This is a genomic window from Acinetobacter nosocomialis (assembly GCF_041021905.1).
GTDB classification, from domain to species: domain Bacteria; phylum Pseudomonadota; class Gammaproteobacteria; order Pseudomonadales; family Moraxellaceae; genus Acinetobacter; species Acinetobacter nosocomialis.
Genome location: NZ_CP157432.1, coordinates 531,105 through 557,672 on the forward strand (window position 1 = coordinate 531,105; position 26,568 = coordinate 557,672).

At 39.7% G+C, this 26,568-nt stretch carries 21 protein-coding genes; 5 read left to right on the forward strand and 16 right to left on the reverse strand.

From position 1 onward, the window contains the following. Positions 1-20 precede the first annotated feature (20 nt). The 5 genes from ABLC00_RS02530 to ABLC00_RS02550 all read right to left on the reverse strand — a co-directional run bounded on the left by ABLC00_RS02530 (position 21) and on the right by ABLC00_RS02550 (position 6,016). Positions 21-2,213 (reverse strand): PhoX family phosphatase, encoded by a 2,193-nt coding sequence (locus tag ABLC00_RS02530; RefSeq protein ID WP_033846428.1) that lies wholly within the window; start codon positions 2,211-2,213, stop codon positions 21-23. A gap of 205 nt (positions 2,214-2,418) precedes the next feature. After that, positions 2,419-4,404 (reverse strand): PhoX family phosphatase, encoded by a 1,986-nt coding sequence (locus ABLC00_RS02535; RefSeq protein ID WP_002053376.1) that lies wholly within the window; start codon positions 4,402-4,404, stop codon positions 2,419-2,421. Positions 4,405-4,581: 177 nt separating this feature from the next. Then, on the reverse strand, positions 4,582-5,352 hold the full coding sequence (gene tatC / locus ABLC00_RS02540) for a twin-arginine translocase subunit TatC (RefSeq protein ID WP_002053474.1): 771 nt from the start codon (positions 5,350-5,352) through the stop codon (positions 4,582-4,584). Beyond that, positions 5,349-5,786: a Sec-independent protein translocase protein TatB gene (gene tatB, locus ABLC00_RS02545; RefSeq protein WP_002053452.1), complete on the reverse strand. Its 438-nt coding sequence runs from the start codon at positions 5,784-5,786 to the stop codon at positions 5,349-5,351. Before tatB ends, tatC begins: the two co-directional genes overlap by 4 nt. An 11-nt stretch (positions 5,787-5,797) precedes the next feature. After that, positions 5,798-6,016: a Sec-independent protein translocase subunit TatA gene (locus ABLC00_RS02550; RefSeq protein WP_002053267.1), complete on the reverse strand. Its 219-nt coding sequence runs from the start codon at positions 6,014-6,016 to the stop codon at positions 5,798-5,800. 252 nt (positions 6,017-6,268) lie between these two features. Here ABLC00_RS02550 and ABLC00_RS02555 point away from each other — a divergent pair, with 252 nt between their 5' ends. Continuing rightward, positions 6,269-7,144 (forward strand): AEC family transporter, encoded by an 876-nt coding sequence (locus ABLC00_RS02555; protein WP_031982300.1) that lies wholly within the window; start codon positions 6,269-6,271, stop codon positions 7,142-7,144. A 103-nt stretch (positions 7,145-7,247) separates the two neighbouring features. Here ABLC00_RS02555 and ABLC00_RS02560 read toward each other — a convergent pair. The 8 genes from ABLC00_RS02560 to ABLC00_RS02595 form a co-directional block, all read right to left on the reverse strand. Beyond that, positions 7,248-8,380 (reverse strand): IS3 family transposase gene (locus ABLC00_RS02560; RefSeq protein ID WP_223235881.1). Its coding sequence is split into 2 segments (ribosomal slippage): positions 7,248-8,128 and positions 8,128-8,380, totalling 1,134 coding nucleotides; the frame shifts between segments, so codons are not numbered across the junction. Positions 8,381-8,643: 263 nt separating this feature from the next. Continuing rightward, positions 8,644-9,270: an RdgB/HAM1 family non-canonical purine NTP pyrophosphatase gene (rdgB, locus tag ABLC00_RS02565; protein WP_033846429.1), complete on the reverse strand. Its 627-nt coding sequence runs from the start codon at positions 9,268-9,270 to the stop codon at positions 8,644-8,646. 167 nt (positions 9,271-9,437) lie between these two features. After that, positions 9,438-10,025 carry a tetratricopeptide repeat protein gene (locus ABLC00_RS02570; protein WP_000751694.1) on the reverse strand — a complete coding sequence of 196 codons (588 nt, stop codon included), beginning with the start codon at positions 10,023-10,025 and terminating at the stop codon, positions 9,438-9,440. Further along, the gene (gene metW, locus ABLC00_RS02575) at positions 10,022-10,615 is read right to left on the reverse strand and encodes a methionine biosynthesis protein MetW (protein WP_001217230.1); all 594 of its coding nucleotides are present in this window, start codon (positions 10,613-10,615) and stop codon (positions 10,022-10,024) included. Before metW ends, ABLC00_RS02570 begins: the two co-directional genes overlap by 4 nt. Beyond that, positions 10,615-11,775 (reverse strand): homoserine O-acetyltransferase, encoded by a 1,161-nt coding sequence (locus ABLC00_RS02580; RefSeq protein WP_033846430.1) that lies wholly within the window; start codon positions 11,773-11,775, stop codon positions 10,615-10,617. The genes metW and ABLC00_RS02580 overlap by 1 nt, the downstream gene beginning before the upstream one ends. 83 nt (positions 11,776-11,858) lie before the next feature. Next, complete coding sequence (gene leuA, locus ABLC00_RS02585; RefSeq protein WP_004883345.1) at positions 11,859-13,556, reverse strand: 2-isopropylmalate synthase; 1,698 nt, start codon at positions 13,554-13,556, stop codon at positions 11,859-11,861. A gap of 459 nt (positions 13,557-14,015) precedes the next feature. Then, a complete protein-coding gene (locus ABLC00_RS02590; protein ID WP_001984475.1) occupies positions 14,016-14,699 on the reverse strand; it encodes a Fe2+-dependent dioxygenase in 684 nt (227 codons plus the stop codon). Positions 14,700-14,804: 105 nt separating this feature from the next. Continuing rightward, the gene (locus tag ABLC00_RS02595) at positions 14,805-17,099 is read right to left on the reverse strand and encodes a TonB-dependent siderophore receptor (RefSeq protein WP_033846431.1); all 2,295 of its coding nucleotides are present in this window, start codon (positions 17,097-17,099) and stop codon (positions 14,805-14,807) included. A 415-nt stretch (positions 17,100-17,514) separates the two neighbouring features. Here ABLC00_RS02595 and tig point away from each other — a divergent pair, with 415 nt between their 5' ends. From tig to ABLC00_RS02615, 4 genes are all read left to right on the forward strand, one after another. Next, complete coding sequence (gene tig, locus ABLC00_RS02600) at positions 17,515-18,849, forward strand: trigger factor (RefSeq protein WP_002053278.1); 1,335 nt, start codon at positions 17,515-17,517, stop codon at positions 18,847-18,849. Positions 18,850-19,043: 194 nt separating this feature from the next. Beyond that, the gene (gene clpP / locus ABLC00_RS02605) at positions 19,044-19,649 is read left to right on the forward strand and encodes an ATP-dependent Clp endopeptidase proteolytic subunit ClpP (protein ID WP_000289452.1); all 606 of its coding nucleotides are present in this window, start codon (positions 19,044-19,046) and stop codon (positions 19,647-19,649) included. A 101-nt stretch (positions 19,650-19,750) separates the two neighbouring features. Further along, the gene (gene clpX, locus ABLC00_RS02610) at positions 19,751-21,064 is read left to right on the forward strand and encodes an ATP-dependent Clp protease ATP-binding subunit ClpX (protein WP_033846432.1); all 1,314 of its coding nucleotides are present in this window, start codon (positions 19,751-19,753) and stop codon (positions 21,062-21,064) included. A gap of 147 nt (positions 21,065-21,211) precedes the next feature. Next, positions 21,212-21,928 (forward strand): DUF2846 domain-containing protein, encoded by a 717-nt coding sequence (locus ABLC00_RS02615; protein ID WP_002053277.1) that lies wholly within the window; start codon positions 21,212-21,214, stop codon positions 21,926-21,928. A 24-nt stretch (positions 21,929-21,952) separates the two neighbouring features. Here ABLC00_RS02615 and ABLC00_RS02620 read toward each other — a convergent pair whose 3' ends face one another. The 3 genes from ABLC00_RS02620 to pta form a co-directional block, all read right to left on the reverse strand. Then, on the reverse strand, positions 21,953-22,507 hold the full coding sequence (locus ABLC00_RS02620; protein WP_033846434.1) for a DUF2059 domain-containing protein: 555 nt from the start codon (positions 22,505-22,507) through the stop codon (positions 21,953-21,955). A 141-nt stretch (positions 22,508-22,648) separates the two neighbouring features. Further along, entirely contained in the window at positions 22,649-24,175 is a 1,527-nt protein-coding gene (locus ABLC00_RS02625; RefSeq protein WP_002053445.1) for a fumarate hydratase, read from the reverse strand. A gap of 226 nt (positions 24,176-24,401) precedes the next feature. Next, entirely contained in the window at positions 24,402-26,546 is a 2,145-nt protein-coding gene (gene pta / locus ABLC00_RS02630; protein WP_033846436.1) for a phosphate acetyltransferase, read from the reverse strand. Positions 26,547-26,568: the final 22 nt, after the last annotated feature.

Sequence of the window (26,568 nt, forward strand, 5' to 3'; positions counted from 1 at the left end):
ATTTTCTAGGAAGAAATCAATTAACCAGCAATAACACCGCCATCTTTACGGGTAATAACTACAGTTGCCGAACGTGGGCGGGCAGTTTTGTTGCTTGGATCTTTTTGTGTGGCAGGCCAGTTACTTTCTGGTTTTGCATAACTTGCCGAGTCTTCACCAGGATGCTGAACATTAATGAAAATAGCTTTGTAGTCAGGTGTCATGGCAATACCAGTAATTTCACATTGCTTTGGTCCAACTAAGAAACGGCGTAATGTTGCGTCTGTAACTTTAGCACCTGTTATGGTTTGCTGACCATTTGAAGTAGTTGCCGCACCACCATCACCAATTTGTCCTGGTAGGGCAGCAAGCATCATACAGTTGGTGACATCTGTATAAGCGCCGTCATCTGTTTCAATCCAGAGAACACCGCGTGGGTCAAACCACATACCATCTGGAGATGAAAAGTCGTTATTGTCTGTTAAGCCTGACAAATTGATATTTGAAGCCATCGAAGCTTCTGCACCGAACAGATAAATATCCCATTTGAAGGTTTCAGCAGTGGTTTTGTCATCGGCTTCTCTAAAACGGATGATATGACCGTTCACATTTCCCTTTTGTTCTTTTGTGCCTGCATACAGATCGGTATAGTTACGAGGGTTAGCCGCATCTGTAGGGTAATCTTTTCCACGGTTTGAGTTGTTTGTAAGTGTGACATAGATTTCGCCATTGATTGGGTTAACTGTAGCCCACTCTGGACGATCCATTTTAGTTGCTCCGACTGAATCTGCTGCCAAGCGTGCAAAAGTGACTACCTCTGCCTGAGATTTAAATGGATAGGTAGTGTTACTTTCATTTAAACCATTTTTACCGTAGGCAAGTTCAATCCATTGACCTGAACCATCGTTATTAAACTTGGCAACATACAACTTACCTGAGTTCATGTATTTGTCACCGGCTGCATAACCGCCGTTTATATCTTTTGTGTCCCACACTGCGGTTGAAACAAACTTATAGATATATTCGCCACGAGAGTCATCCCCCATATAAAATGCGATTGGTTGACCTGCTACGGCACGGCATGCACTGTCTTCATGGGCAAAACGGCCTAATGATGTGCGTTTAACCGGATTTTGGCGGTTATCAAATGGGTCAATTTCGACCATCCAGCCAAATGTGTTTGGTCCATTGCGGTAATCTTGAGTTGCTTGAGCTGCTTTTACATCGGCATTCCAGCGGTCATATAGGTCTTGCGCCTCTACTTGACCAATTGCGGTTTCCCAACCGTAGCGAGAGCTTGATCCTGCTTTAAGACCATAGCGTTTAAGAGCAATAATTTCTTCTGGAGTACGTAGCGCATCATCAGTTGTACTACGCGCAAAATAACCAATGAAGTTTTCTTCCGTGGTTAAGTATGTTCCCCAAGGTGTATAGCCATTACCACAGTTGTTGTGTGTACCACGAGTCTGGCGACCAGCAGGCGAAAAACGCGTCGAAAGTAAGTTAGATCCTGCCGCGGCACCAGCGAAGTCCATGACTGTAGAACCTGTAATGCGTCTATTAAAAATAGAGTTTTTTACAACTTCGACTTTTTGAGTAGCAGGGTCTTTTTTGATATGAACTACAGAAACCCCATGGGCATTGGTTTCACGAATGACTTCGTCTTCTGGGCGGCGTCCATCAACTTTGGTCGGACCTTTAGGGTGTAGAAAGGTTTGGTTGATATATTCGTGGTTCATCACCAATAAACCTTGTGCTGAAACAGTGTCATCAAAACGGTTTGTTAATGTGTTTAAACCAAAATAGTGCATACCATCATGGCAGTCACCTGAGCGAAACTGGAAGCTTGGACCAGATGGAATATTGTTATCGTCCCAATCACCAAAAGAAGGATTAAGAGAATCACCTAAAGCGTAAATTACATTTACTTCGTAACCTTCTGGTACGGTCACAATATCTTTTAAATTTTTAGCAACTGGCGTAAAGGTAAGTTTTTCAGGCTTTTTGTTTGGATCGACTGGAGCAGTTCCACCGTTATTAGAACCAGAGTCATCGTTATTATCATTACAGCCCGTTAAAGTAGAGGCTAAAGTTAATGCCACAGCACCGCTTGCTGCTTTAGTAATGAGGCTACGACGGCTCACATATTGATCTAAAACATCACGAAAGTGAATATTGTCTGAAGTGTTGTTGTCTAATTCCTGATCTTCATGATATGGCGTCAAATCGTTCATATTAAATTCCTAATTCAAAATAAGTTTTTTCTAAAAGTCTTGATTAGCTTAAATTTTGAATATGACGAGGTCTTGACGTTTTAATGATAACTTAATGAAAAATTTGATCGTTTAGTCAAAAAAGAAAAGGGCCTTTTATTTTTATGAATGCTTTTAAATAAAAGAAACCTGCATAAAGCAGGCTTCTTTTGAGTTGCGCTAAGAATTATTTCTTCACAACAGATGGTGCGATAGGGTCAGCTGTAATATAGCCAACTGCTGCTGCAAAACGATCTTTGTAGTTTGCACGAACAAGAGGATCAAGCGTTGCTTTTACTTTATCGTGTAATGGAGATTCCCAGTCACCAGGGTGCTGGAAGTTACTCATGATGTAAGTCCAACCATTTACAGAGTCAACTGCGTGCAAACCTGTAGATTCTGCGCCAGCAGGTGTTGATAAGATACGGCTTAATTGTTTGGTATCAACATTATATGCCCATAAGAAGTTATTTACGTGCATACCACTATCTTCACCAATGAAGAGGGTACGTAAATTTTCAGAGAACTTAATGTTGTCTGGGTTGGCAATTTTATCTGCATTTGCAGTATTACCTAAAGCATCAGCAGTTGTTAGGTCTTCACCCACTAAAGCTGCAGGTGGTTCCATATGAGTCGATACCCATTCACTGTTAATAAGCTGACCTTTGTTATCAACTTGGCTGCCTTTTAACGTATGTGCGTAAATTGCACCAGCTTTTGGACCTTGTACTTGAATATCAGTAGTTTTATCAACCATAGAAGACTGTACATAAGACATCGCAGAGTAAGCGATTTTATCTTTGATATTTACAGTTGTGCCTTCCATCTTAGTAAAGCCCATACTTGCACCAACCAAGGCTGCATAACGATGCGTTTCTAAGAAAGCCGCTTCACGTTCTTTACCAGGTACAAGTTTTACCCAGTTGTCTTTACCGCTATAACGGATTTTGGTGTAGCTTGCATCTTTTGGATCAGACGTTTTTACATCCATCAGGTCGGTAATCTTATATTGATCAGCCCAGCTCTTTACTTCAGCACTTGTTGCATGACCAAGGTTAATCCAAGAAATATCACCGGCACCAGCACCTACACCTGAGGTTTGCTTCCATTTAGCAACATAGAGCGTACCCGCAGATAAGTCTTTTTCTTTATCTGCAACAAACATGAATAAACCGCCATTTGTTGCATCATCACCCATCAATGCAGTGCGGTTATCTGGCATAACTTGAATAAGTTCGTGAGAGATACGACCTAAACAGTAATGTTTTTTGATTGAACCTGTACCATCCGTATTTACAGTAACTTCTGGTAAGTGACCGTAGTGGTAAGGATTACCTTTTGTACTGTCGCCAAATAAGTTTTTGCTAAATACTGGTAAATAGCTTCCAGCAACATTGTTTGCATCTGGTTCATATTCTTCACTCGACAGGTGAGTTCCCCATGGAGATAAACTTGCACCACACGTGATCCATAAACCGTTTACTTTAGAGGTATCAACATTGTGGTATTTAACAAGGGTTAAATGACCAGTTTTAGGGTCTTGGTCTAAAGTTAAAATCGCAATTGGAGATGGTAGTAAACCATACATAGACGCTAAGCTTTGGTCACGAGTCGTATATTCAAATTGAACTACGTGAAATACAGGGTTGCCAGTAACACCTAAAGCTTGTTTGTCTGCATCGGTAAAGTCACGGCCTGTTGCTTGTTTAAAGCTAATTAAAGAGCTTCCGTCCGGACAGTCAGAGAAGAATTGACGTTCTTGACCTGGTTTTGACTTATCAATAATTGGTTGATTATTAATATCAACATAACCACCCGCCAGAATTTTTCCACCTTTACCGTCTGCAACCAAATCACCTGTGGTAAAGAAAGGCTTATACGCTAATGTGTAGTCAGTTTTTGAGCCATCTTCCCAATTAATTGAAAGGCTTGATGCAACAGTTGTGGTTGCCATCGCCGCTGGGTTAGCTAAAGATGGCGCTGCCATTGATGTAAAGGTTGCGTTTTTAAAGTTTACTGTTGGTGGTGGAGTAACAACATCTGAATCATTATTGCTGTCATTACAGCCTGCTAACGTTGCTGCCGTAGCCATCGCACCTAATGGAAGAAAAGGAATCCCCGTAAACCATTTTAAAATATCGCGACGTGTTGGGTGGTTAGAAGCAGTTGTCATAATAAATCCGTAACTTTTGTGTGTATATTTGTTGAGTCGATTCTATGGATTGGAAATGACACTTTTCTTACATTTTTAAGTCACTTTGAAGACAGTTTATGGTTTTGATTAATTAAGGCTATTTAAAAGTAAAAAGCCCAAATTTTAATATTCGGGCTTTTAAAAAGAGGTTTTAAATTATTCAGCAGTCTGGCTTTTTCTCTTCTCAAGAATCTTACCGAACAGTAGACCTATTTCAAAAAGTAACCACATTGGAATAGCTAACATCACCATTGAAATCGCATCTGGTGGGGTAATAAACATTGCAACAAAAAAACAGCCCACAATAATAAAACGTCTTTTTTCAGCAAGGCTTTGCGTATTTACTACACCAATCAAAATGAGTAGCAAGGTCGCGATAGGAATCTCAAAGGTCACACCAAATACCAAAAATAGCTTTAAACAGAAGCTTAAATAACTATTAATATCTGTCATTGGTGCTACTGTTTCAGGTGAAACGCTAATAAAGAAATGTAATATTGCAGGCAAGGTAATGTAATAAGCAAAAGCGACACCTGCATAAAATAGGACAATACTACCAATCAGTAACGGTAGCGCTAAATGGCGTTCTTTTTGATAAAGCGCAGGGCGAACAAAAGACCATATTTCATAAAGAATAAATGGCATTGCAAGCATAAGTGCGACAAATAAATTAAGTTTAAATGGCGCCATAAAGGTTGCTGTTACATCTGTTGCAATCATTGAAGATGATGCAGGAAGTTGTAACCTTAAAGGCTCAGATAATAATTGGTAAGTATTATTTCGAAAGGGTAATAAACAAAAGAATAAGAATAATGTTACCCCTACAATCCTGAATAAATGGCGTCTTAAAACAACCAAATGATTCATGATTGGCATTTGGTCTAAGTTTTCTTGACTATTTACAGTGGTTGAAGGTAGTTGGTTCATACGGCAATCTTCAATTCAACAGGAGATGTTTCTGCAATATCAGTTTGAGTCACTAAAGGCGTAGGTTTAGCAACATACGGTACTTTGTAATGGTCTGATATAGGAATACATTTCCGAATAGGCTTTGGTGTTGTTTTAGGCGTTTCAGTAACTTCTAAATGTTCTGAAATCTGCTGTTTTTGTATTTCTTCAAGCTGTTGCTGTACTTTTCGTTCCAATGCTTCGATGCGGTTAAGTTCCTCTTGCATTTCTTTGCGGAACTCAGAAAGACGCAGCTCCTGATCAATCTCGTTTTGCAGATTGGTAATATAGCGTTTTAGTCGAACATACCAGCGGCCTGCAAAGCGTGCAGCTTCGGGAAGCTTATCTGGACCTAAAACTAAAATTGCAATAATTGCAAAACAGAGTAGCTCTGTCATTCCTACATCAAGCATGGGTCAAACCTTTAGCTTTTCACTGATGTGCTTTCAGATGTTTTAACTTGTGCATCGATTGTACGAGGAGTATTTAAAGATGCAGCTTCGTCTTCTTCACGAACTGATTTTTTAAAGTCTCTTACTGCACCGCCAACATCTTTACCAATATTTTTTAATTTAGATGTACCGAACAATAAAATAACTACAATTGCGAAAATGACGACATGCCAAATAGATAAACCGGCCATAATTTTATACCTCTTTTTAGTTCGCTTTATCTCAACAGGTTGCCATGACAAGAATGTGACACTTATATTTCATTTTTAAGACAATATTTATAAGTAGACACTTATGATCAGTTTTTAAAAGATATTTTTTGGAAGGATTTTTAAGTTTTATTGAGCTTCTTTCTTAGACGAATTTACTTGAAATAGACCATACATTTCAAAATTAAAAGGTGTAGCATAACAAGCTGATTTTGACGAGTGAGAGGAGAGAACGTGGCATTACTACTGCCTGTATTGGCATTTATCACAGGACTTCTACTTGCTCAAACCTCCATTTCAGAAACCGTAAAACCTATTCTTTCAGCTTGGCTTGCACGACTCCTGATTCCGGTTGTAATTATTTACAACATGGTTTTTTATCAATCGGGAAGTTTGAGCTTAATGCTCTTTAGTTTTGGGTCGGCATTCATTATTTTCTTTGCTTATTTGGCTTTATTTAAAGACCGCTTATTGGCGCTTTGCGTAAGTTATACCAACATGGGATGGCTTGGTTTTCCTTTCGCTATGGCTTTATTTGGCCCTGAAGCAACTGCTCCGATTGTTGCTTTATATATTGGGATGTCGCTTTTTGGCAATGCTTGGGCTGTGACTGCTGTTACTACAGCACCGCAAAGTAAGCTCAATATATTAAAAAAGGTTTTAACGTCGCCACCTTGTATATCAATATTTTGTGCTGTTGTGCTCAGACTTTTAGGGGCCCAGCATATCGAAAGCCCTGCTATACATTGGGTTTATGAGGTTGCTAAATTTGCGATGACTTTTGCAGGTATGTGTGTGCTTGGAATGTGGCTACGCCGTACCAGAGTTTATGCAAAAGATTTAATTTACAGTACAAAAGCTCAAGCATTTAAAGTAGCCTGTGGATTTGTACTTTGTGGATTAAGTTATAGATTTTTACCGATTCCAAATATAAATCAGCATATTGGTGTAATGTTTTTAATGTTTTGCTTGCCACCAGCAGCTAATATTGTAGCCTTAGAAACACATTATCAAGGGACGGGTAGATCTGCGGCTTATATCGCCTCAGGGACGATTGTGAGTTGTGTGTGTATTGCGATTTATGCAGTGTTTTTACATCTTTATTTCTAAGTAAGATGTTTAGATCAGACTGCCTTTTAATAGTGGTTATATAGAGGTGGTCCCACATGTTTGAACAACTAAAAGCTTATTTATAAGTGATACTCTGCTCTAGTTAAGCTACCTTATTTTGTTGTGGTAGCTGGTCATAGTAAAACTCATCTGGAGTCATTTTGTCCAGACTCGAATGAGGTCGTTTCAAATTATAAAATTCAAAATATGCGTTTAATTGCTTCTTCGCATCCAAAACATTGCTGTAGGCTTTGAGATACACCTCTTCATATTTAACGCTCCGCCATAATCGTTCAACCATCACATTATCAACCCATCGACCTTTACCATCCATACTGATTTGAATGCCATTTGATTTCAATACATCAATAAATGCATCACTGGTAAACTGACTGCCTTGGTCTGTATTAAATATTTCAGGTCGACCATATTTTTCAATAGCTTCATTTAATGTTTCTATGCAAAATGTAACCTCCATACTAATCGATACTCTATGCGCAAGTACCTTGCGGCTATGCCAATCAATCACAGCACATAAATAAACAAAGCCTTTTGCCATAGGGATATACGTTATATCCGTAGACCACACTTGATTACTGCGCTGAATAGCCAATCCTTTGAGCAGATATGGATATTTGCGGTGAGCTTGATTAGCCTGGCTTAAATTTGGTTTGCAATATAACGCATTAATGCCCATTTTCTTCATTAAAGTACGTGTATGACGTCGTCCTATATGATGTCCTTGACGATTCAACAAATCACGCATCATACGGCTACCTGCAAAAGGGTATTGCATATGTAACTCATCCATACAGCGCATCAGCTTCAGATCTGATGCACTCACAGGTTTTGGGCGATAGTAATAACAACCACGGGAGACTTTCAGCAGCTGAGCTTGCTTAGATACTGAAATCTGAAGTGAGTCATCGATTAACTTTTGTGGTTGAAGCGGCCCAGTTTCTTCAACACACCTTCTAAAAAATCAATTTCTAATGCCTGCTCACCGATTTTTGCATGTAGTTTTTTTAGATCGATGGGTGGTTCTGTTGGAGCTTTTGATTGATCGAAAGCTTGCGAGGAAGCTGAAATCAGTTGATTTTTCCAGTCGATAATTTGGTTTTGATGAACATCAAATTCAGCACTCAATTCAGCAAGTGTTTTTTCTGCTTTAATCGCAGCAAGTGCTACCTTAGCTTTAAAATCATTTGAATGATTTCTTCTTGGTCTACGTGCCATAAAATACTCCATATATTGATGTTTATAACATCATTTGGGGAGCAAAATATCACTTATAAGTGTTGTTCAAATTTCCTGATCCACCTCTTATGCTTGTTTTGTGTATATAGGCAATATTTACTTTTGTTTCGTCAAAAGTAACAAAACCATTTGTCGAACTGACGACACATCCTTGATGTCGCAGTTCGACGGGCGACATCCATGTCGCCTAGCACGATAGCAAATGGCTTTAACGTTAAAATACATAAATGTTATATAAAGTTTTACTTCTGCAAGCTCTCTCTAAATAACTGCATCGCTTGTCCACGATGACTAATCTTATTTTTTTCTTCTTTAGACAACTCAGCGCTAGAAACTTGTAGCTCTGGCAACCAGAACAGTGGATCATAACCAAAACCATTTTCACCACGTGGCGCTTCTAAAATTTCACCATGCCAAATGCCTTGGAAAATTTGTGGTAATGGATCTTCCGCATGAGTCACTAAAGCAAGCACACATACGAACATGCCTTCAATCACTTCTCCATTTTTACGAAATGGCAAAAGATCATTTAATAACTTGGCATTATTCGCTGCATCGTCACCATGTTCTCCAGCATAGCGTGCTGAATAAATACCAGGTGCACCACCTAAAACCGGAACACAAATACCTGAGTCATCAGCCATAGCAGGTTTACCTGAAATTTTAGAGGCATGACGCGCTTTAATAATGGCGTTTTCAATAAAGCTTAAGCCGTCTTCAATGGCGTCGGGAATATTAAAGCGACCCTGAGGAATAATTTCTACAGGTAACTTAAGCTGTTCAAAAAGTTTTTCAAACTCTGCGACTTTACCTTTGTTGTTACTTGCAAGGACTAAAGAGCCCTGATCAAACCAATGTGGGGTAGACATAAGATAACCAAACTTTATAACCAATATTGAACGTGAGCTATGTTACGTGTTTTTTGAAAGGGGATATAGAGCAAAACAAATAGAATATAAAATTAGAAGCTTAAAAACTAAAACCACCTTATAGGTGATATAAGGTGGTTTTAGTCGAGTAAGTATAAGCTGGATTATTATTGTGCTTGAATCCATTTATCCGCGCGGTCACGTGCCATACGGATTTGCTCTTGAGTTAAGTTTGCAGCAAGAGCCGTCTTTTTACCTTCAGATAAGCTAATTACTTTATTGTCGAGCATGCCATCACGAGTTGAAAGCTCATACCACTGGTAAGCACCTACGTAGTTTTTCTTTTGCTCTTCCATCATCGCGAGGTTATAGCTTGCACGGTTATCGCCGTTACTTGCCGCTTTTTCGAAATACTTACGAGCCATAGACTCATCTTTCTTAACGCCAATACCATCGGCGTACATACGGCCAACATTTAATTGCGCAGGTGAAAGGCCTTGGTCAGCAGCAGCTTTGAACCAAGTAAAAGCTTGTTTATCGTCTTTTGCTACATCTTTACCGTATTGGTAACGTGTTCCAAGATAAAATTGTGCGCCAGCTTGACCCGCTTGAGCTGCTTTTTGAAGGTCATGAATCCCCATTGTGGAGAAGCGCGCAGCCTGGCTCGCAACCGATTGTGGCTGGGCGATATAATCTGCATGAGCCTGCATACTTAGCAGTCCTGCAATTAGTGTGCTAAATAATGTCTTTTTCATAGTGCACTCACTCGATAAATAGCGACTTCACCAAACAAATTCGGAACATGTTTGCTTAACAGGCTTCCCTGCTGGTTTCCATTGACGGCGAGTCGATTAATAATTTGTATTTGATTTTCCGCACATAGTGCTTCGAAATCTTTAAACGTACATAAATGAATGTTGGGGGTGTTATACCACATATATGGTAGAGCATCCGATACAGGCATCATTCCTTTTAATGCTAGAAAAGAGCGAGTCTTCCAATGCGCAAAGTTTGGAAAAGTAATAATAGCCTGTTTACCCACACGCACCATGTCTCTTAATAAAACATCGGGTGCATCTACGGCTTGCAAAGCCTGTGCCATAACCACATAGTCAAAAGACTGGTCGGCAAAACGGCTCAAACCGAGATTCAAATCTTGTTGAATAATATTTAACCCGCGACTGACGGCAATTGCAATCTTTTCTTGATCAATTTCTAAACCATAAGCACGAATTTGATGCTTTTGGCTCATATGAGCGAGTAATTCACCGTCACCACACCCTAAATCGAGTACGCTAGAGCCGGGTTTAATCCACTTTTCTGCCAGTTGTTGATCAATACGCATTAGCTTGCCTCCAGTGATGTCGATTTTAAATGTTCTTCACCGCCTAAGAAAGCGCGCAGTGTTTTGACATACAGAGGAATCGGGAATAAAAACGAGTCATGACCTTGTTCAGCATCAATATCGAGGTAACTTACCGGCTTATGATTGGTAATGAGTGCATCTACAATTTCTTGTGAACGGCTTGGTGCAAAACGCCAGTCAGTGGTGAACGAGACAATCAGGAACTGACATTTGGTCTTACTCATCGCTTCTGTAAGCGAGTGGCCGTACTCACGCGAAGGATCAAAATAATCCAAAGCTTTGGTCATAATCAGATAAGTATTGGCATCAAAGTTACGGCTAAACTGTTCACCTTGATAACGCAGATAACTTTCAACCTGAAACTCGACATCAAAACCATACATAAACTTGCCGGATTTTAAATCACGACCAAATTTTTGTTTCATGGCTTCTTCAGAAAGATAGGTAATATGGCCGACCATACGAGCCAAAATCAAACCACGTTTTGGATAGCTATCATTTTCCAAATAACGACCATGATGGAAGTCCGGGTCAGACAGAATTGACTGACGTGCCACTTCGTTAAACGCAATATTTTGTGCTGAAAGCTTTGGCGCACTGGCAATAACGACACATTTTTGTAAACGGTCAGGGTAATCTACCGACCATTGTAGTGCTTGCATGCCCCCTAATGAACCGCCAACGACTGCATACCAAACGCTTACTCCTAAACGATCAGAAAGCATGGCTTGAGTTTTAACCCAGTCGCGTACCGTTACTAATGGGAAATCTGGTCCATAAGGGCGATTGTCATTTTCAGGGTTTGGTGAAGTTGGACCGGTCGATCCGCTACATCCACCAATATTGTTGAGTGCAACTACAAAAAATTTATTTGTGTCGATTGCCTTACCCGGGCCAATACAGCTATCCCACCATCCAGCTTTTTTATCATCTTCATGGTGATAACCCGCTGCATGATGATGTCCGGAAAGGGCATGGCAGATTAAAATGGCATTTGATTTATCTGCATTTAAAGTGCCGTAAGTTTCAACCATTAACTCAAAGCGCGGTAAAACACGGCCACATTCAAGATGTAAGGGTTGTTCAAATTGGAACTTTTGCGGAGTGACTAACCCCACTGAGTCAGCTGGAAAAGACACGGGAACATTTCGCCTTTTAAATCTTTCAGGAATAAAAAGAAAGGATACCAAGCTAGGTATCCTTTCCAAAGTCTTTTTTTTAATTAAACAGCGGCGGCAACAACCTGATCTGTACTTAAAACACCTTGATCAATCAAACGGTTGGTACATGCAATAATGGCTTCAATAGATGAAGTGACTGTGTTGTCGTGAACCCCTGCACCAAATGAGCCTCTACCTGTACCTTTCACTTGAAGTTCAATTAAGGTTAATGCTTTGGCATTTGCACCTGAACTAATACTACGTTCTTCGTAGTTCAATACGTCAATTGGTAATTGGAGTGCATTTAAGAATGCAGAGATTGGACCATTACCTTCGCCACGTAATTGTTGAGTTTCACCTTCAACATCAATCTCAAGTTCAATAATTTGAGTACCATTAATATCAGATAACTTATAGTTTTTGACCGTGTAATGGTGGTTTTTCACTTCAACATACGTGTCTTTAAATAAAGTCCAGATTTGTTTAGCGCTAATCTCTGTACCATTTTCATCAGTATATTGTTGAACAACTTGACTAAATTCGATTTGTAAGCGACGAGGCAATACAACGTTATAGTTCGATTCTAATAAGTAAGCGATACCGCCTTTACCAGACTGACTATTTACACGAATGACAGCATCATAGTCGCGGCCCAAATCTTTCGGGTCGATTGGTAAGTAAGGCATATCCCAGATTTCTTCGTTTTTCTGGTATTCAAAGCCTTTTTTGATTGCGTCCTGATGCGAACCAGAGAATGCAGTAAATACCAAGTCACCTGCATATGGATGACGAGGGTGTACAGGTAAACCAGTACATTCTTCAACCGTTGCAATGACTTCATTAATATTAGAGAAATCTAACTCTGGCGCTACGCCTTGGGTGTACATGTTCAATGCAATTGCTGCAACGTCAACGTTACCGGTACGCTCGCCGTTACCAAACACGCAGCCTTCAACACGGTCGGCACCTGCCATAATGGCAAGTTCTGATGCAGCAATACCACAACCACGGTCATTGTGACAGTGAACAGAAATAATCACGCCATCACGACGTGCCAAATTACGATGCATCCATTCGATTTGGTCTGCATAAACATTTGGCGTAGAAACTTCGACAGTCGCAGGTAAGTTCAAAATAACTTTATGATCTGGACGTGCATCCCAAATTTCTGTAACCGCATCACAGACGTCTTTCGCTACTTCTAATTCAGTTGCAGAGAAACATTCTGGACTGTACTGGAAAATCCAATCAGTTTCAGGGTATTGCGCAGCATATTCTTTCACTTTCTGAGCTGCATTCACTGCCAACTGTTTTGCGCCATTTACATCTACATTCAACACTTTTTGACGGAAGGTTGGAGAGTTAGAGTTATAAATATGCACAATTGCGCGCTTAGCACCTGCTAAAGCTTCGAAGGTACGCTCGATTAAGTGGTCACGTGCCTGAACCAATACTTCAATGTATACATCATCCGGAATATGATTTTCTTCGATCAACATGCGAGTAAAATCGAAGTCAATTTGAGATGCAGAAGGGAAGCCGATTTCAATATGTTTAAAACCGATTTTTACAAGCATTTTGAACATTTTGAACTTTTGTTCCATGTTCATCGGTTCAAAAATTGCTTGGTTGCCATCACGTAAATCCGTGCTCATCCAGATTGGCGCTTTTGTAATTTCATTATTTGGCCATTGGCGATCTGGTAAATCGACTCGCTGGTACATACGGCGGTATTTTTTGCTAGGGTCAGCCAACATCATGAGAAAACTCCTTATCTCGTAGCACGGTTGCTCTAGGTATCGTATAAAAGGCAACGTTCTACAGTTATATATGGTATCTAATACAGAAAAATTAAAGGGAATTTGAAAAGGTCTGCTCTAAAATACAGACAAAAATTTATACGCGCGCGAGGCGCAGCATCAGGAGTTCGAGATGATGTCTTGCTTGAGTAGGCTGGGCAAACAAGTGATTCGTTTTCATCTATAGACCATGTAATAGTAAGTTTGGTGGTTTGCAAATATGCTTATTGTTTAGATATACCACATCTAAACAATGATTACACGTTGTGCAAAAGTCTTATACCCATTTTAATTTTAGTGTTAAGAAAATAATTTTCTAATTTTGCGCTGTTTAATGTTTTGTCGAAAATAATTTTCATTTTTTTGCCTTATTGAGATAAAAATAATTAATTAGTCCAAATAAGGCAAAAATAAATAGAGTTACAGTTCAGCCCATTTACGCATTAAGTTATGGTAAAGGTTAGTCAGTTTAATGACTTCGCTATGATTGTCACCCAGCTGCATTCTTAAGTTTTGTACTGTTTGATCTAGATTAAAGAGCATATGTCGCTCAGCATCATCACGCACCATACTTTGCACCCAGAAAAAAGAAGCAATACGACAGCCAGAAGTAATCGCCGTCACTTCATGTAAACTGGTAGATGGATATAAAATCATATCTCCTGCCGGAAGTTTCACTTCGTGATAGCCATAAGTGTCTTCTACGACTAGATCACCACCTTCATATTCTTCAGGTTCGCTTAAAAATAAAGTGCATGATAAATCGGTTCTAAGCCGTTCATTGGTACCACGTATGCGGCGGATAGAATTGTCTACGTGAAAACCAAAAGACTCCTGATTTTCATAACGATTAAACAGGGGAGGGATAATATCAAGTGGTATTGCAGCAGATAAAAATAATGGGTGAGTACCTAGTGCCTCAAGAATAATATTACTCAGATGGTGAGTAAGCGGATGATCTTCGGGTAATTGCTGATTGCGTTTTACAGTTGCAGAGAGTGTACCAGCTGTTACTTTGCCATTGACCCATTCAATTTTGTCCATTTCATTACGAAAATATTGAACCTGTTCTTTACTCAATACATTGGGAATATGGTGGATCACGGTGATACCTGCGAGTAATAGTAGTAGAAAATTAAAAATAGCCTCTAACTATAGAGGCTATTTTATATCAGAACCCATAAAAAGATTATGGGATTCTAGACTAACTTAGTATTTAAAGTTGATTGCGAGTACTGCGCTACGGCCTTCTGCTTCTGTTGCATAGTGAGAAGCATAAGCTTTAGTAAAGTAACGCTTATCAGATAAGTTGTTTAGGTTAAGCTGTAAATTAACATTTTTATTTACGTCATAACGAGCCATAGCATCGTAACGAACATAACCAGGAACGTATTTAGTATTTGCAGCATCTCCAAATACTTTATCCATAGCGACTGCACCAGCACCTACTGTCACTTGTGGTAATACTTTATAAGTTGTCCAAAGTGTCGCTGAGTTTTTCGCTACGTTTTGTACTTGATTACCGTTTGTTGGGCTTGGAACATAGTTGCCGTTACTATCTTTAGCATATCCACCATCAACGATTTCGCTATCTAAATAGGTGTAACCAGCAGAGACTGCCCACTTTTCAGTAATGTTACCGTTCGCACCTAATTCAATACCGTCAACACGTGTTTCACCAATATTTCTTGTGAAACCATCAGTACCTAAAGCACGTGTATTGGTTTTTTCAGTACGGAAGATTGCAGCAGTTAAGTTTAAACGGTTATTTAACACATCCCATTTTGTACCTAACTCATAAGTTTTAACTTCTTCTGGCTTAAGGTTATTAATAGCTCTTGCTTGTTCATCGGTTGTATTACGGTTTGGAACACTAATTCCTTCTGAACCGTCACCAGCATCTACACCTACTGGGTTAGCTGACGTTGCGTAGCTCAAATAAATAGAACCATTTTCAACAGGCTTAAATGTGATACCTGCTTGATAGTTAAAGAAGTCATTGCTTGAGCTGTATTTTGTGCCAGCTTTAATGAGCGTTGCACCTGAGCCTGAGTCCTTATTGTATTTAACATCAGTATCAAATTTGTCCCAGCGTACACCTAAGTCAATTAACCATTGAGGTGTAATTTCAATGTTGTTTAATGCGTAAATTGACTGGGTTTTAGATGTAATGTTGGTAACATTTGGGTTTGCTTGTATACGACCCAACCATGCATCATTTGGATTAGGGTTATTAAGGTCAGTACACCAGCCATTTGAGTTAGCAAGTGAACAAGCATTGGTTGAGCCACTACCTGTAATATTTGGTGCAGTATTTGGATCAGTTACGATGTTTGTGCCACGATCTGAATCTTGCTTGCTATATTCAGCACCAATATTAAAGCTGTGCTTAAGAGAACCCGTATTGAATTTACCTTTTAATGATAGCTGATCAGTAAAGCTGTCTGTATCAGTAATATTGGTATTTACACGGCGCCAAACCTTACCATTAACAATGTTACCTTGGCTGTCATCTGGCTGAGTCCATAAATAATTATTTTTAGACTTACCATAAACAGCGGTATTGCTGAGAGTTAGGTTATCGTTGAAGTCATGTTCAAGTTTAAGTGTACCAATCTGGTTTTCTTGCTTTTGGAAATCGCGATCTTTCCAACCGTAATAAATACCTTGTTTAACATCAACCGGTTTACCAGCAGTCGCTTTCTTTATGACGTCATATTGATAAGGCACACCAGAATCAGGTGTATCATCAGTTTTTAAATAGTAGTAGCTCAGTGTTCCGCGAGTAGCACTATCTAAACCGAAGCTAATACTTGGTGCGATACCAGCGCGTTTATATTCTGCGCCATTACTTTGGCCGGCTTTGTCATTTTGGTGTCCCATCACAATCACACGGGCAGCCACTCCATTGCCGAAGTCTTTATTGCCATCCAAAGTAACACGTGCATAGTTATCTGTGCCCCCGGCAACAGAACCTTCAAGAGAGTCACCTTTTTTCGCAACTTTCGTAATCAGGTTAATACTACCGCCTGAACCACCCGCACCACTTAAAGCAGATGAAGAACCTTTGGTCACTTCTACTTGCTCGACAGCAAACATTTCACGGTTTTGAGAAGTTGCGTTACGAACGCCGTCTACATACATCGAACTTTCTGAATTGTAGCCACGAATGAAAGGTCGGTCGCCATTTGGATTGCCACCTTCACCTGCACCTAACGTGATACCAGGGACGGTACGTAATGCATCTGATAAGGTTGTTACTTTTGTATCTTCAATAAGTTGTTTTGAAATCACTGAAACTGATTTCGGAGTATCTAAAAGGGGAGCAACGAATTTTGCATTTGCTGATTGATCTACCTTTAAAGATTCTTCTTGTGTTGCTTGAGTATGAATCGTTGGTAGTTGTGAAACAGCTTCTTGTGCCATTGCAGTAGTTGCAATCATAGAAAGGGATGAAGCGATTGCAGATGAAACAATTTTTTTACGTGTTCTAATCAATGACATGACTTTCAGGACTTAAATACAAAACGTTATGCGAATAATAATAATTCTTATTTATATGTACAGTTTGTGTTAATTGGTTTTGCCGATAGGATTATGAAGAAAATATGAAAGATTTAATAGGTTTTTGTGTCTAAAATTCTCTAATTGATTGATTATTCTTAACTGTTTGTAAAGTCGATAATAATGTGAAATTTAATTGTAATTTTAGATTCATGAAGAATAACTAAAAAATTACTTTGGCTTAAGGTTGAATTAAAAAAAATTAAAAAATCATAAAATTATTGTGAAATTTCCTGGAAAAACCACCTTCAATTTACTGATCTGATCGGTTAATTTTGTATATCTTGAAAGTTGTCATATAATACAGCACTTTTTTAAAAACTGTTCCTACTAACTAATTTTTATCGAGGAAGCCATGCAAGTAACGACTGAAGCGGTTTCGGGCGTTGCCCGTCGTTTAAATGTTTCTGTACCGACGAGCCGTATTAACGAGCAATTTGAAGCTCGTTTGAAGCGCACTGCCAAAACTGTGAAGATCAACGGCTTCCGTCCGGGCAAAGTACCTGCAAACGTTGTTCGTCGCGAATACGGTGCAAGTATTTATCAAGAAGTTGTGAATGACATCATTCGTGACAGCGTATTCGAAGCAATTCAACAAGAAAAAATCAATGCGGTAGGTATGCCGAACATTGAGAAAGTTGAACATAAAGAAGATGCTTTAGTTTTTGAAGCGACTGTAGAAGTTTATCCTGAAGTTGAAGTAAAAGCATTTGACGGCTTAGAAGTTGAACGTAAAACAGCTGAAATTAAAGATGCTGACGTCGACACTATGATCGAAAACTTGCAAAAACAACGTCAAACTTGGGCTGTGACCAAGGGTATGGCGAAAAAAGATATGCAAGTGACTTTTGACTTTGAAGGTTCTATCGATGGTGAGAAGTTCGAAGGCGGTTCTGCTGAAGACTTTAAACTTGTGTTAGGTTCAGGTCGTATGATTCCTGGCTTCGAAGACGGCATCATTGGTATGAAAGCTGGTGAAGAGAAAGTAATTGATGTGACTTTCCCTGAAGACTACCAAGCTGAAAACTTGGCTGGTAAAGCAGCTCAATTCAAAATCACTGTGAAGCAAGTTGAAAAACCTAAACTTCCAGAGATTGATGCTGAATTCTTAAAAATCTTCGGTGTTACTGAAGAAGAAGGCATTGAAAAATTAAAAGCTGACGTTCGTAAAAACATGGAACGTGAAGTTCGCAATGGTTTACGTAACCAAGTTAAACAAGCGGCATTTGATGCTCTTGTTGCTGCCAACGAAGTTGAAGTTCCAGCTGCAATGGTTGCTCAAGAAATTGACCGTCAACGTCAACAAATGGTTCAACAGTTCACTCAACAATTTGGTGGCGCTGGTGCTCAATCTTTTGACAAGAGCATGCTTCCTGACGAATTGTTCAAAGAACAAGCAGAGCGTTCTGTTAAACTTGGCGTATTAGTAAGCAAAGTATTAGCTGATGCTAAACTTGAAGTTGACCAATCACGTGTTGATGCTTACATCGACGACATGGCTTCTTCTTATGAAGATCCAACTGAAGTGATCGAATACTTCAAAAATGATGCTCAACAACGTGCTCAAATCGAAGCTGTTGTATTAGAAGATCAAGTTGTTGATCACATCTTAGCTGCTGCTAAAGTGACTGACAAAGCAGTATCTTACGAAGATTTATTGAAAGAACAACAAGCTCGCCGTATGGGCTAATCTTTTGAGAAGTCAGGAAAAGGCGCTTTAGGCGCCTTTTTCATTTTTTAGGTATGTGGTTAATTTGAGTACGTCATTAAGTACTTAGGTATAAATAATATAATATTTCAGTGCGAACCTTTTGCAATTTGAGAAATTATCCCGCATATTGTTGCCATAGGTTAAGTCACAAAAAATTTAGGAATAAATAACGTATGTATGTTCCAACAATTGAAAATGCTTTAGTTCCTGTTGTGGTTGAACAATCTTCTCGCGGCGAACGTTCTTTTGATATTTATTCACGACTTTTACGTGAGCGCGTCATTTTTCTAACTGGTGAAGTTGAAGACAACATGGCAAATTTGATTGTTGCTCAAATGTTGTTCTTAGAAGCTGAAAACCCAGATAAAGATATCCATCTTTATATTAACTCGCCTGGTGGTTCAGTCACTGCTGGTATGGCGATTTATGACACGATGCAATTTATCAAACCTGATGTAGTGACATACTGTATGGGGCAGGCTGCATCTATGGGGGCATTCTTATTAAATGCTGGTGCTAAAGGTAAGCGCTATTGCCTTGAAAATGCACGTGTAATGATTCACCAACCATTAGGTGGATTCCGTGGTCAGGCATCAGACATTGAAATTCACGCACGTGAAATTCTATTTATTAAAGAACGCTTGAATCGTTTGATGGCAGAACACAGTGGTCAAGACTATGACACGATTGCTCGTGATACTGATCGTGATAACTTTATGACTGCACAAGCAGCAAAAGAATATGGCTTAGTCGATCAGGTATTAAGTAAGCGTCCATAAGGGGAGTTTTTAAGTGGCTTGAGTTGTTAGAAAACGCCTCCATATAGTCATTTAACCCTATCGCTTGCCCTCATATTTAAGATTCTATTTGTGGAGAGAATATGTCCGAACATCCTCAAGGACAAAAACATTGTTCATTTTGCGGTAAAACGCAGTCTGAAGTCGGGAAACTGATTGCGGGCGAGGACGCATATATTTGTAATGAGTGTGTAGATGTCTGCTTAGACCTTGTACAAACCAGCCAACAGGTTGAAGCAGGTGACTGGGCGAGCAAGGCATTGCCAAAACCACATGAAATACGTGCTGCGCTTGATCAATATGTGATTGGTCAGGATCTTGCCAAAAAGACATTATCTGTTGCCGTTTATAACCATTATAAGCGTTTGAAAGTCGGGCAATCTGGTCATGTGTCTAAAGATGTGGAAATTGCTAAAAGTAACATTCTACTGATTGGACCTACCGGTTCAGGTAAAACATTACTTGCTCAAACATTGGCTCGTTTGTTAGATGTTCCATTTGCGATGGCAGATGCGACCACTTTAACTGAAGCGGGTTATGTCGGCGAAGACGTTGAAAATATTGTACAAAAGCTTTTGCAAAAAGCAGATTACGATGTAGAAAAAGCTCAAAAGGGCATTATCTATATCGATGAAATCGACAAGATTACACGTAAATCTGAAAATCCTTCGATTACGCGTGACGTTTCTGGTGAAGGTGTACAACAAGCATTGCTTAAGATGATTGAGGGTACTGTAGCTTCAATTCCACCACAAGGTGGACGTAAACATCCGCAGCAAGAGTTCATTCAAATTGATACCTCAAATATTTTATTTATTTGTGGTGGTGCATTTGCTGGACTGGAAAAAATTGTACAACAGCGTCAAGAGAAAGGCGGAATTGGCTTTACAGCTGACGTGAAGAAAAAAGATGAAAGCAAGAAAATTGCTGAATTGTTCCGTCAAGTTGAGCCAACTGACTTAGTAAAATTTGGTTTAATTCCAGAATTTATTGGCCGTTTACCAGTAATTGCAACGCTTGAAGAGCTTGATGAAGAAGCGTTAATGCAAATTCTGACTGAACCGAAAAATGCATTAACTCGTCAGTATCAATACTTGTTCAATATGGAAAATGTTGACCTCGTATTTGAAGACTCTGCTTTACGTGCAGTTGCTAAGCGAGCGCTTGAGCGTAATACCGGAGCTCGTGGTCTACGTTCGATTCTGGAAAACGTTTTACTTGAAACAATGTATGACTTACCAAGCCGTACAGATGTAGGAACAGTTTTCATTAATGAAGCAGTGATTAATGGTGAAGCTGAACCTGTTTATAAGCCAGAACGCCAGCCTAAAGAAACAACAACTCATGAAAGTGTTGCTAAGGCAGATTTAAAAGTAATTGATTCGAAGTCTGCTTAGATTTCATTCATCTAAAAAGCATGAATCGCGTAAGTGATTCATGCTTTTTTTGTTTTCAATTCACGTAGGTGGTGTTAATCTAAAAAAACAAAATACGCATAGTTTTGCGATATAGAAAAATCAAAAGAAAACGCTTTGAGGGATGTCATGCGTTATTTAATTATTGCATTAAGTTGTACCGCATTACTTGCAGGTTGCCAAAGTTCATCACACTTAGCAAAAAATTCAGGTGAGCTGACTGCGACTTTACCGAAAGTTGATGTAGATAAAGCACCTGGGGTGTTTGATCAATACCATGTCGGTGGCTTTAGCATGGGTGGGTGGGTAAATCAGAAACTAGGTCAGACATTTGTACCGATTAAACCGCAAAATGAACATGCGGCAGTTGTCTATCTGTATCGGCCAGATACTAAATGGAACCGTCAGGAAATTGCAGCCATCAATTTGTTTGTAAATGGCAAGCGAATTCCAAGTTTATTGCATAACCACTATTACTGGATTGAACTGCCAGCAGGAAGTTATCGTATTTCTGCAAGTCGGCCTTTGTTAGGTATTCATTTCCAAGAGCCAAAATATATTGATATTACGGTCGATGCAGGAACATCTTATTATTTAAAATACGATGAAGAAAATAAAATGGACCGTGGTGAACACACTGGCCCGTTTATGTTAATGCAAGATAATATCGGTCGTAGAGAAATTGCATTTACCGAGCTTAAATCTTCTAGCTATAATTTTGTTGCTGAAGATGCTTCAGGAAAAATACGTCATAAACCACAAGAGCTAAAACCAGCCAAATATGACGAAAAGTCAGATGTTCATCTGATTAAACCATTTAAATTATGGAATCCTTTAACGTGGTAATGGGTTGCAAAAGATAAAGAAAAGTTAAGACTTTTCTTTATCTTTCATGAGTGGGGCAATAATTTTAAGCATCTCTTCTTGCATATGATCACGTGCTTTAGGGTCATTAAAAGTTTGTTGTCCCAGCTCCATCATATATTCTGAAATTTGCCCCATAATCTGTACGTTTTTACGCGTAATCGATTGGCCTTCTGGGGTTTTTAAAAACTTTAAATTTGCCTGAACTTCTTCTTCAGTATATGTCTTTAAATAAATATCTTGTAGGGCTTGCGTAGTTTTTGGGCTACTAATGAGCTGGTTACTCGAATCTTTTAAAAGTAAGCCTAACTTTTTTGCGGCCTCTTTTTCTTTCGGGCCTAAAGTTTTGATGCCTGTAATATTGCTAATGATCTGTTCAGCTTGTTGATCATAATAAGGTGTTAATTCATTAATTGATTCTTTCAGTAAATAATCAATTTGGCTCATTTGCATGAGTTCTTTGACTGAACTTAATTTGGCAGGAGAAGCAAATAAGCTTGTCGTAATACAGCTTAGGCAGAGGCTGATTGAGAGATTTTTGAGAATAGGGCGGATAGTCATGAAATGACCTATATGCAATATATGGCGGGTGGGTTTATTTATTAATAACACAGATTGGTGAATCAATTGTTACAATTCTTTTCAATTTCCAAAAAAATTATAAGGCATAAAAAAAAGCACCGAATTCGGTGCTTTTCTTGATTAGCCTGCTGCGGCATCGATTACTGGAATTTTACCAATTTTCGCTTGCCAGATTTTTGGAGCCACTGCGTGAATTGAAGTACCGTTTACATCAACTGCTACAGATACAGGCATGTCTTCAACTACGAATTTGTAGATTGCTTCCATACCTAAGTCTGCAAATGCTACAACTTCAGCTTCGCGAACAGCTTTAGATACGAGGTAAGCCGCACCACCAACTGCCATGAGGTAAGTTGCTTTATTGTCTTTGATTGCTTCAATTGCTGCTGGACCACGGTCAGCTTTACCAATCATACCGAATAAACCAGTATGCTCGAGTACTTTACGTGTGAATTTGTCCATACGTGTTGCAGTTGTAGGACCAGCAGGACCAACGACTTCATCACCCACTGGATCAACAGGGCCAACGTAGTAAATAAATTTACCTTTAAGATCAACTGGTAATTCTTCACCATTGTCGATCATTTCAACCATACGTTTGTGCGCAGCGTCACGACCTGTGTACATTGTACCGCTAAGAAGTAATGTGTCACCTGGTTTCCAAGAATCCATTTCTTCTTGAGTAATGGTATCAAGGTTTACACGCTTAGATTGTGAAGAGTCCCAAGTGACTGAAGGGTAGTCTTCAAGTTTTGGTGCTTGAATATGAGCTACACCTGAACCATCAAGCTGGAAGTGAGCATGACGAGTCGCAGCACAGTTAGGAATCATACCGACTGGTTTGCCTGCAGCGTGACATGGATAATCTTTGATTTTAATATCAAGAACAGTCGTTAAACCGCCAAGACCTTGTGCACCAATACCAAGAGCATTTACTTTTTCAAAGATTTCGATACGAAGTTCTTCGATTTTGTTCTCTGGTCCACGGCGAAGTAATTCGTCCATGTTGATTTCTTCCATGAGCGCTTCTTTCGCAAGCATCATGGCTTTTTCAGCAGTACCACCAATACCGATACCGAGCATACCAGGAGGACACCAGCCTGCACCCATAGTCGGAACAGTTTTAAGTACCCAGTCAACAATCGAGTCAGATGGGTTAAGCATTGCAAGCTTAGATTTGTTTTCTGAACCACCACCTTTCGCAGCAACAGTAATATCTACCTTGTTACCCGGTACGAGTTTGTAGTGAATAACGGCAGGGGTATTGTCTTTTGTATTTTTACGACCAAATGCAGGGTCAGCAAGTACAGATGCACGAAGAACGTTACTGTTTTCAAGGTAGCCTTGGCGAACACCTTCGTTTACTGCATCGTCTAAGCTCATTGTTAAATCAAATTTAACATCTAAGCCCACTTCAAGGAAAACGTTAACAATACCAGTATCTTGGCAAATTGGGCGATGACCTTCCGCACACATGCGAGAGTTAATTAAAATCTGTGCAATTGCATCCTTTGCAGCTTTGTTTTCTTCGCGATCATAAGCACGGCTCATCGCTTGGATAAAGTCTTGCGGGTGATAGTACGAAATAAACTGTAGGGCGTCCTTGATTGATGTAATCAAGTCATCTTGTTTGATAATCGTTGTCATACCAGAAAATCTCTTGAGCGGGCTGTTAGCTAGCGGGCTAAATTATATGACAAAAAGACAATCTTGTGGGGGATTGGTTGATCTTTTGACCGAAAGTCGAATAGGACTAGTGCTAAGTGATTTAAAACTAAGAATAACCAAAAAGGAATGTTGTTATTTAAGAATAAAAAAAGCCATTTGAGCGGATATCAAATGGCGAGAGGTAGAAAAGATTAAATGATATTAATTATTTCGCAGCAGCCTGTTGTTCAGCCTGAATTGCTGTTAAGGCAATAGTAAAGACAATATCATCTACTAAAGCACCACGAGACAAGTCATTGACTGGCTTGTTTAGACCTTGCAGCATTGGTCCAACGCTGACTACATTTGCTGCACGTTGTACTGCTTTATAGGTCGTGTTACCTGTATTTAAGTCAGGGAAAATAAATACATTCGCACGGCCAGCTACAGGTGAATTCGGCGCCTTTTGGCGTCCGACACTTTCAACGGAAGCTGCATCATATTGGAGTGGACCGTCAATTAGTAAATCAGGACGGCGTTGCTGTGCAATTTGAGTCGCTTGTTGTACTTTTTCAACATCCGCACCTGTTCCAGACGTTCCAGTTGAATAGCTGATCATGGCAATACGTGGGTCAATTCCAAACGCTTTTGCAGAGTCAGCAGACTGAATCGCAATTTCAGCAAGTTGGTCGGCTGTAGGGTCTGGGTTAATTGCACAGTCACCGTAAACATATACTTCATCTGGTAAAAGCATAAAGAATATGGATGAAACTAAAGAGTAAGAAGGTGCGGTTTTAATCAGCTGAAAAGCAGGGCGCACGGTGTTAGCCGTGGTGTGAACTGCACCTGAAACCAAACCATCTACATGATCTAGCGCCAGCATCATGGTGCCAAGAACTACGGTGTCTTGTAATTGATCTTTGGCTTGTAACTCATTGAGTTTGCCTTTGCGGAGTTCAACCATAGGTGCAACATATTGATTGCGAATGCTGTCCGGATCAATAATTTCCAAGTCTGCTGGTAATTCAATACCGCGTGCTTTTGCAACGTCTTGTACCGCATCTGGTTTTGCTAACAAAATACAATGCGCAATACCACGAGCCTGACATATAGCAGCAGCTTCAATAGTGCGTGGTTCATCGCCTTCTGGAAGAACAATCCGTTTTTTGGCTGCAATCGATTTTTGTACCAGTTCGTGACGGAATGCAGAAGGAGAAAGACGTGGTACTGCTCCATTATTACTGTGTTGTTTAAGCCATTCGACATCGATATGACTTGAAACAAAACGAGTCACTTGCTCGGCACGCTCAGTGTCATCGGTTGGAATTTCATTACCAAAATCGGATAGGCGCTGTGCTGTTTCCAGTGTGTTTAAACGGGTATGTAAAATTGGCAACCCTTGTTTGATGGCACTTTGGCAGAACTCTAAAAGCTCAGGAGCAGGGGCTTCACGTTCAGTCAACACCAAGCCTGCCAGTGGAATACCATTACTGGTTGCTAAACTACTTGCAAGTAATACATCGGTACGTTCAGATGCACTAATAATCAGCTCACCTGCAATGAATTTATTAAGTTCATATTCAATACTTGAGGCAATTAAACTTGAGTGCAAAATACGACGTGTTTTCGCTTCGCCTTGATGTACCCATTGACCATCAATCACGTTCGCGATGTCTAAAGTTCTAGGTACACTTAAGGTATTACTAAATGGGACTAAACCAATAATTGGTAAATCGTTTGATCCAAAGTAGCGATTGTATTTTTGCAGTTCTGTCGTAAATTTTGCGATGTCTTCGGTTGGGCGTAGTGACGGATCAAATGCGACAGGTATTTGCGCTGTTTCCTCAGATAACCCACGTGTACGCATAAAGAGTACACCCGCTGTTCGGTTAGAGGTTGGACCACCAAATTGACGTAAGTGTGCTTCAACTTTCTCTGCTGTTTTACGTGGGTTTTGAATATCTGCTGTACTGACTAAAACCACTTCAGCATCTAGGGCTTGAGCAAGGCTCGCATTCAGCTCACTGGCAAAATGATCTTGCCCATTTGGCAATAAGCCTTCAACAATAATCACATTATTGTCTGCTGCAATACTACGATGAAGACTTACCGCTTCTTCAAGTAGTTCAGCGACTTCACCTGACGCAATGCGTTGGGTTAGTTTTTCATGAGAAATGGATTGAACAGTTTTACCTTGAAATAAGTGGCCAAATAAAGAGGTGGTCCGGTCTAAATTTTCTTGATCTACCTGAGAGAACGGTTTTAAAAAGCCTGCTTTAATCCCATTACAATCAAGTGCATAAATCATACCTAAACAGGCAGAGGTTAGACCAACCCCTTCACCTGTAGGAATTAATAAAATTGTATTCATATAAACCTATAAATAAATGAAT

Bases quoted from the DNA above. Each gene is read 5' to 3' on its own strand.
- clpP (WP_000289452.1), top strand. From the start codon at position 19,044: ATGTATGTTCCAACAATTGAAAATGCTTTAGTTCCTGTTGTGGTTGAA.
- clpX (WP_033846432.1), top strand. From the start codon at position 19,751: ATGTCCGAACATCCTCAAGGACAAAAACATTGTTCATTTTGCGGTAAA.
- metW (WP_001217230.1), bottom strand. From the start codon at position 10,615: ATGCGTATTGATCAACAACTGGCAGAAAAGTGGATTAAACCCGGCTCT.
- leuA (WP_004883345.1), bottom strand. From the start codon at position 13,556: ATGATGTTGGCTGACCCTAGCAAAAAATACCGCCGTATGTACCAGCGA.
- pta (WP_033846436.1), bottom strand. From the start codon at position 26,546: ATGAATACAATTTTATTAATTCCTACAGGTGAAGGGGTTGGTCTAACC.
- ABLC00_RS02620 (WP_033846434.1), bottom strand. From the start codon at position 22,507: ATGACTATCCGCCCTATTCTCAAAAATCTCTCAATCAGCCTCTGCCTA.
- ABLC00_RS02535 (WP_002053376.1), bottom strand. From the start codon at position 4,404: ATGACAACTGCTTCTAACCACCCAACACGTCGCGATATTTTAAAATGG.
- ABLC00_RS02595 (WP_033846431.1), bottom strand. From the start codon at position 17,099: ATGTCATTGATTAGAACACGTAAAAAAATTGTTTCATCTGCAATCGCT.
- ABLC00_RS02625 (WP_002053445.1), bottom strand. From the start codon at position 24,175: ATGACAACGATTATCAAACAAGATGACTTGATTACATCAATCAAGGAC.
- tatB (WP_002053452.1), bottom strand. From the start codon at position 5,786: ATGCTTGATGTAGGAATGACAGAGCTACTCTGTTTTGCAATTATTGCA.
- ABLC00_RS02530 (WP_033846428.1), bottom strand. From the start codon at position 2,213: ATGAACGATTTGACGCCATATCATGAAGATCAGGAATTAGACAACAAC.
- rdgB (WP_033846429.1), bottom strand. From the start codon at position 9,270: ATGTCTACCCCACATTGGTTTGATCAGGGCTCTTTAGTCCTTGCAAGT.
- tatC (WP_002053474.1), bottom strand. From the start codon at position 5,352: ATGAACCAACTACCTTCAACCACTGTAAATAGTCAAGAAAACTTAGAC.
- ABLC00_RS02615 (WP_002053277.1), top strand. From the start codon at position 21,212: ATGCGTTATTTAATTATTGCATTAAGTTGTACCGCATTACTTGCAGGT.
- tig (WP_002053278.1), top strand. From the start codon at position 17,515: ATGCAAGTAACGACTGAAGCGGTTTCGGGCGTTGCCCGTCGTTTAAAT.
- ABLC00_RS02570 (WP_000751694.1), bottom strand. From the start codon at position 10,025: ATGAAAAAGACATTATTTAGCACACTAATTGCAGGACTGCTAAGTATG.
- ABLC00_RS02550 (WP_002053267.1), bottom strand. From the start codon at position 6,016: ATGGCCGGTTTATCTATTTGGCATGTCGTCATTTTCGCAATTGTAGTT.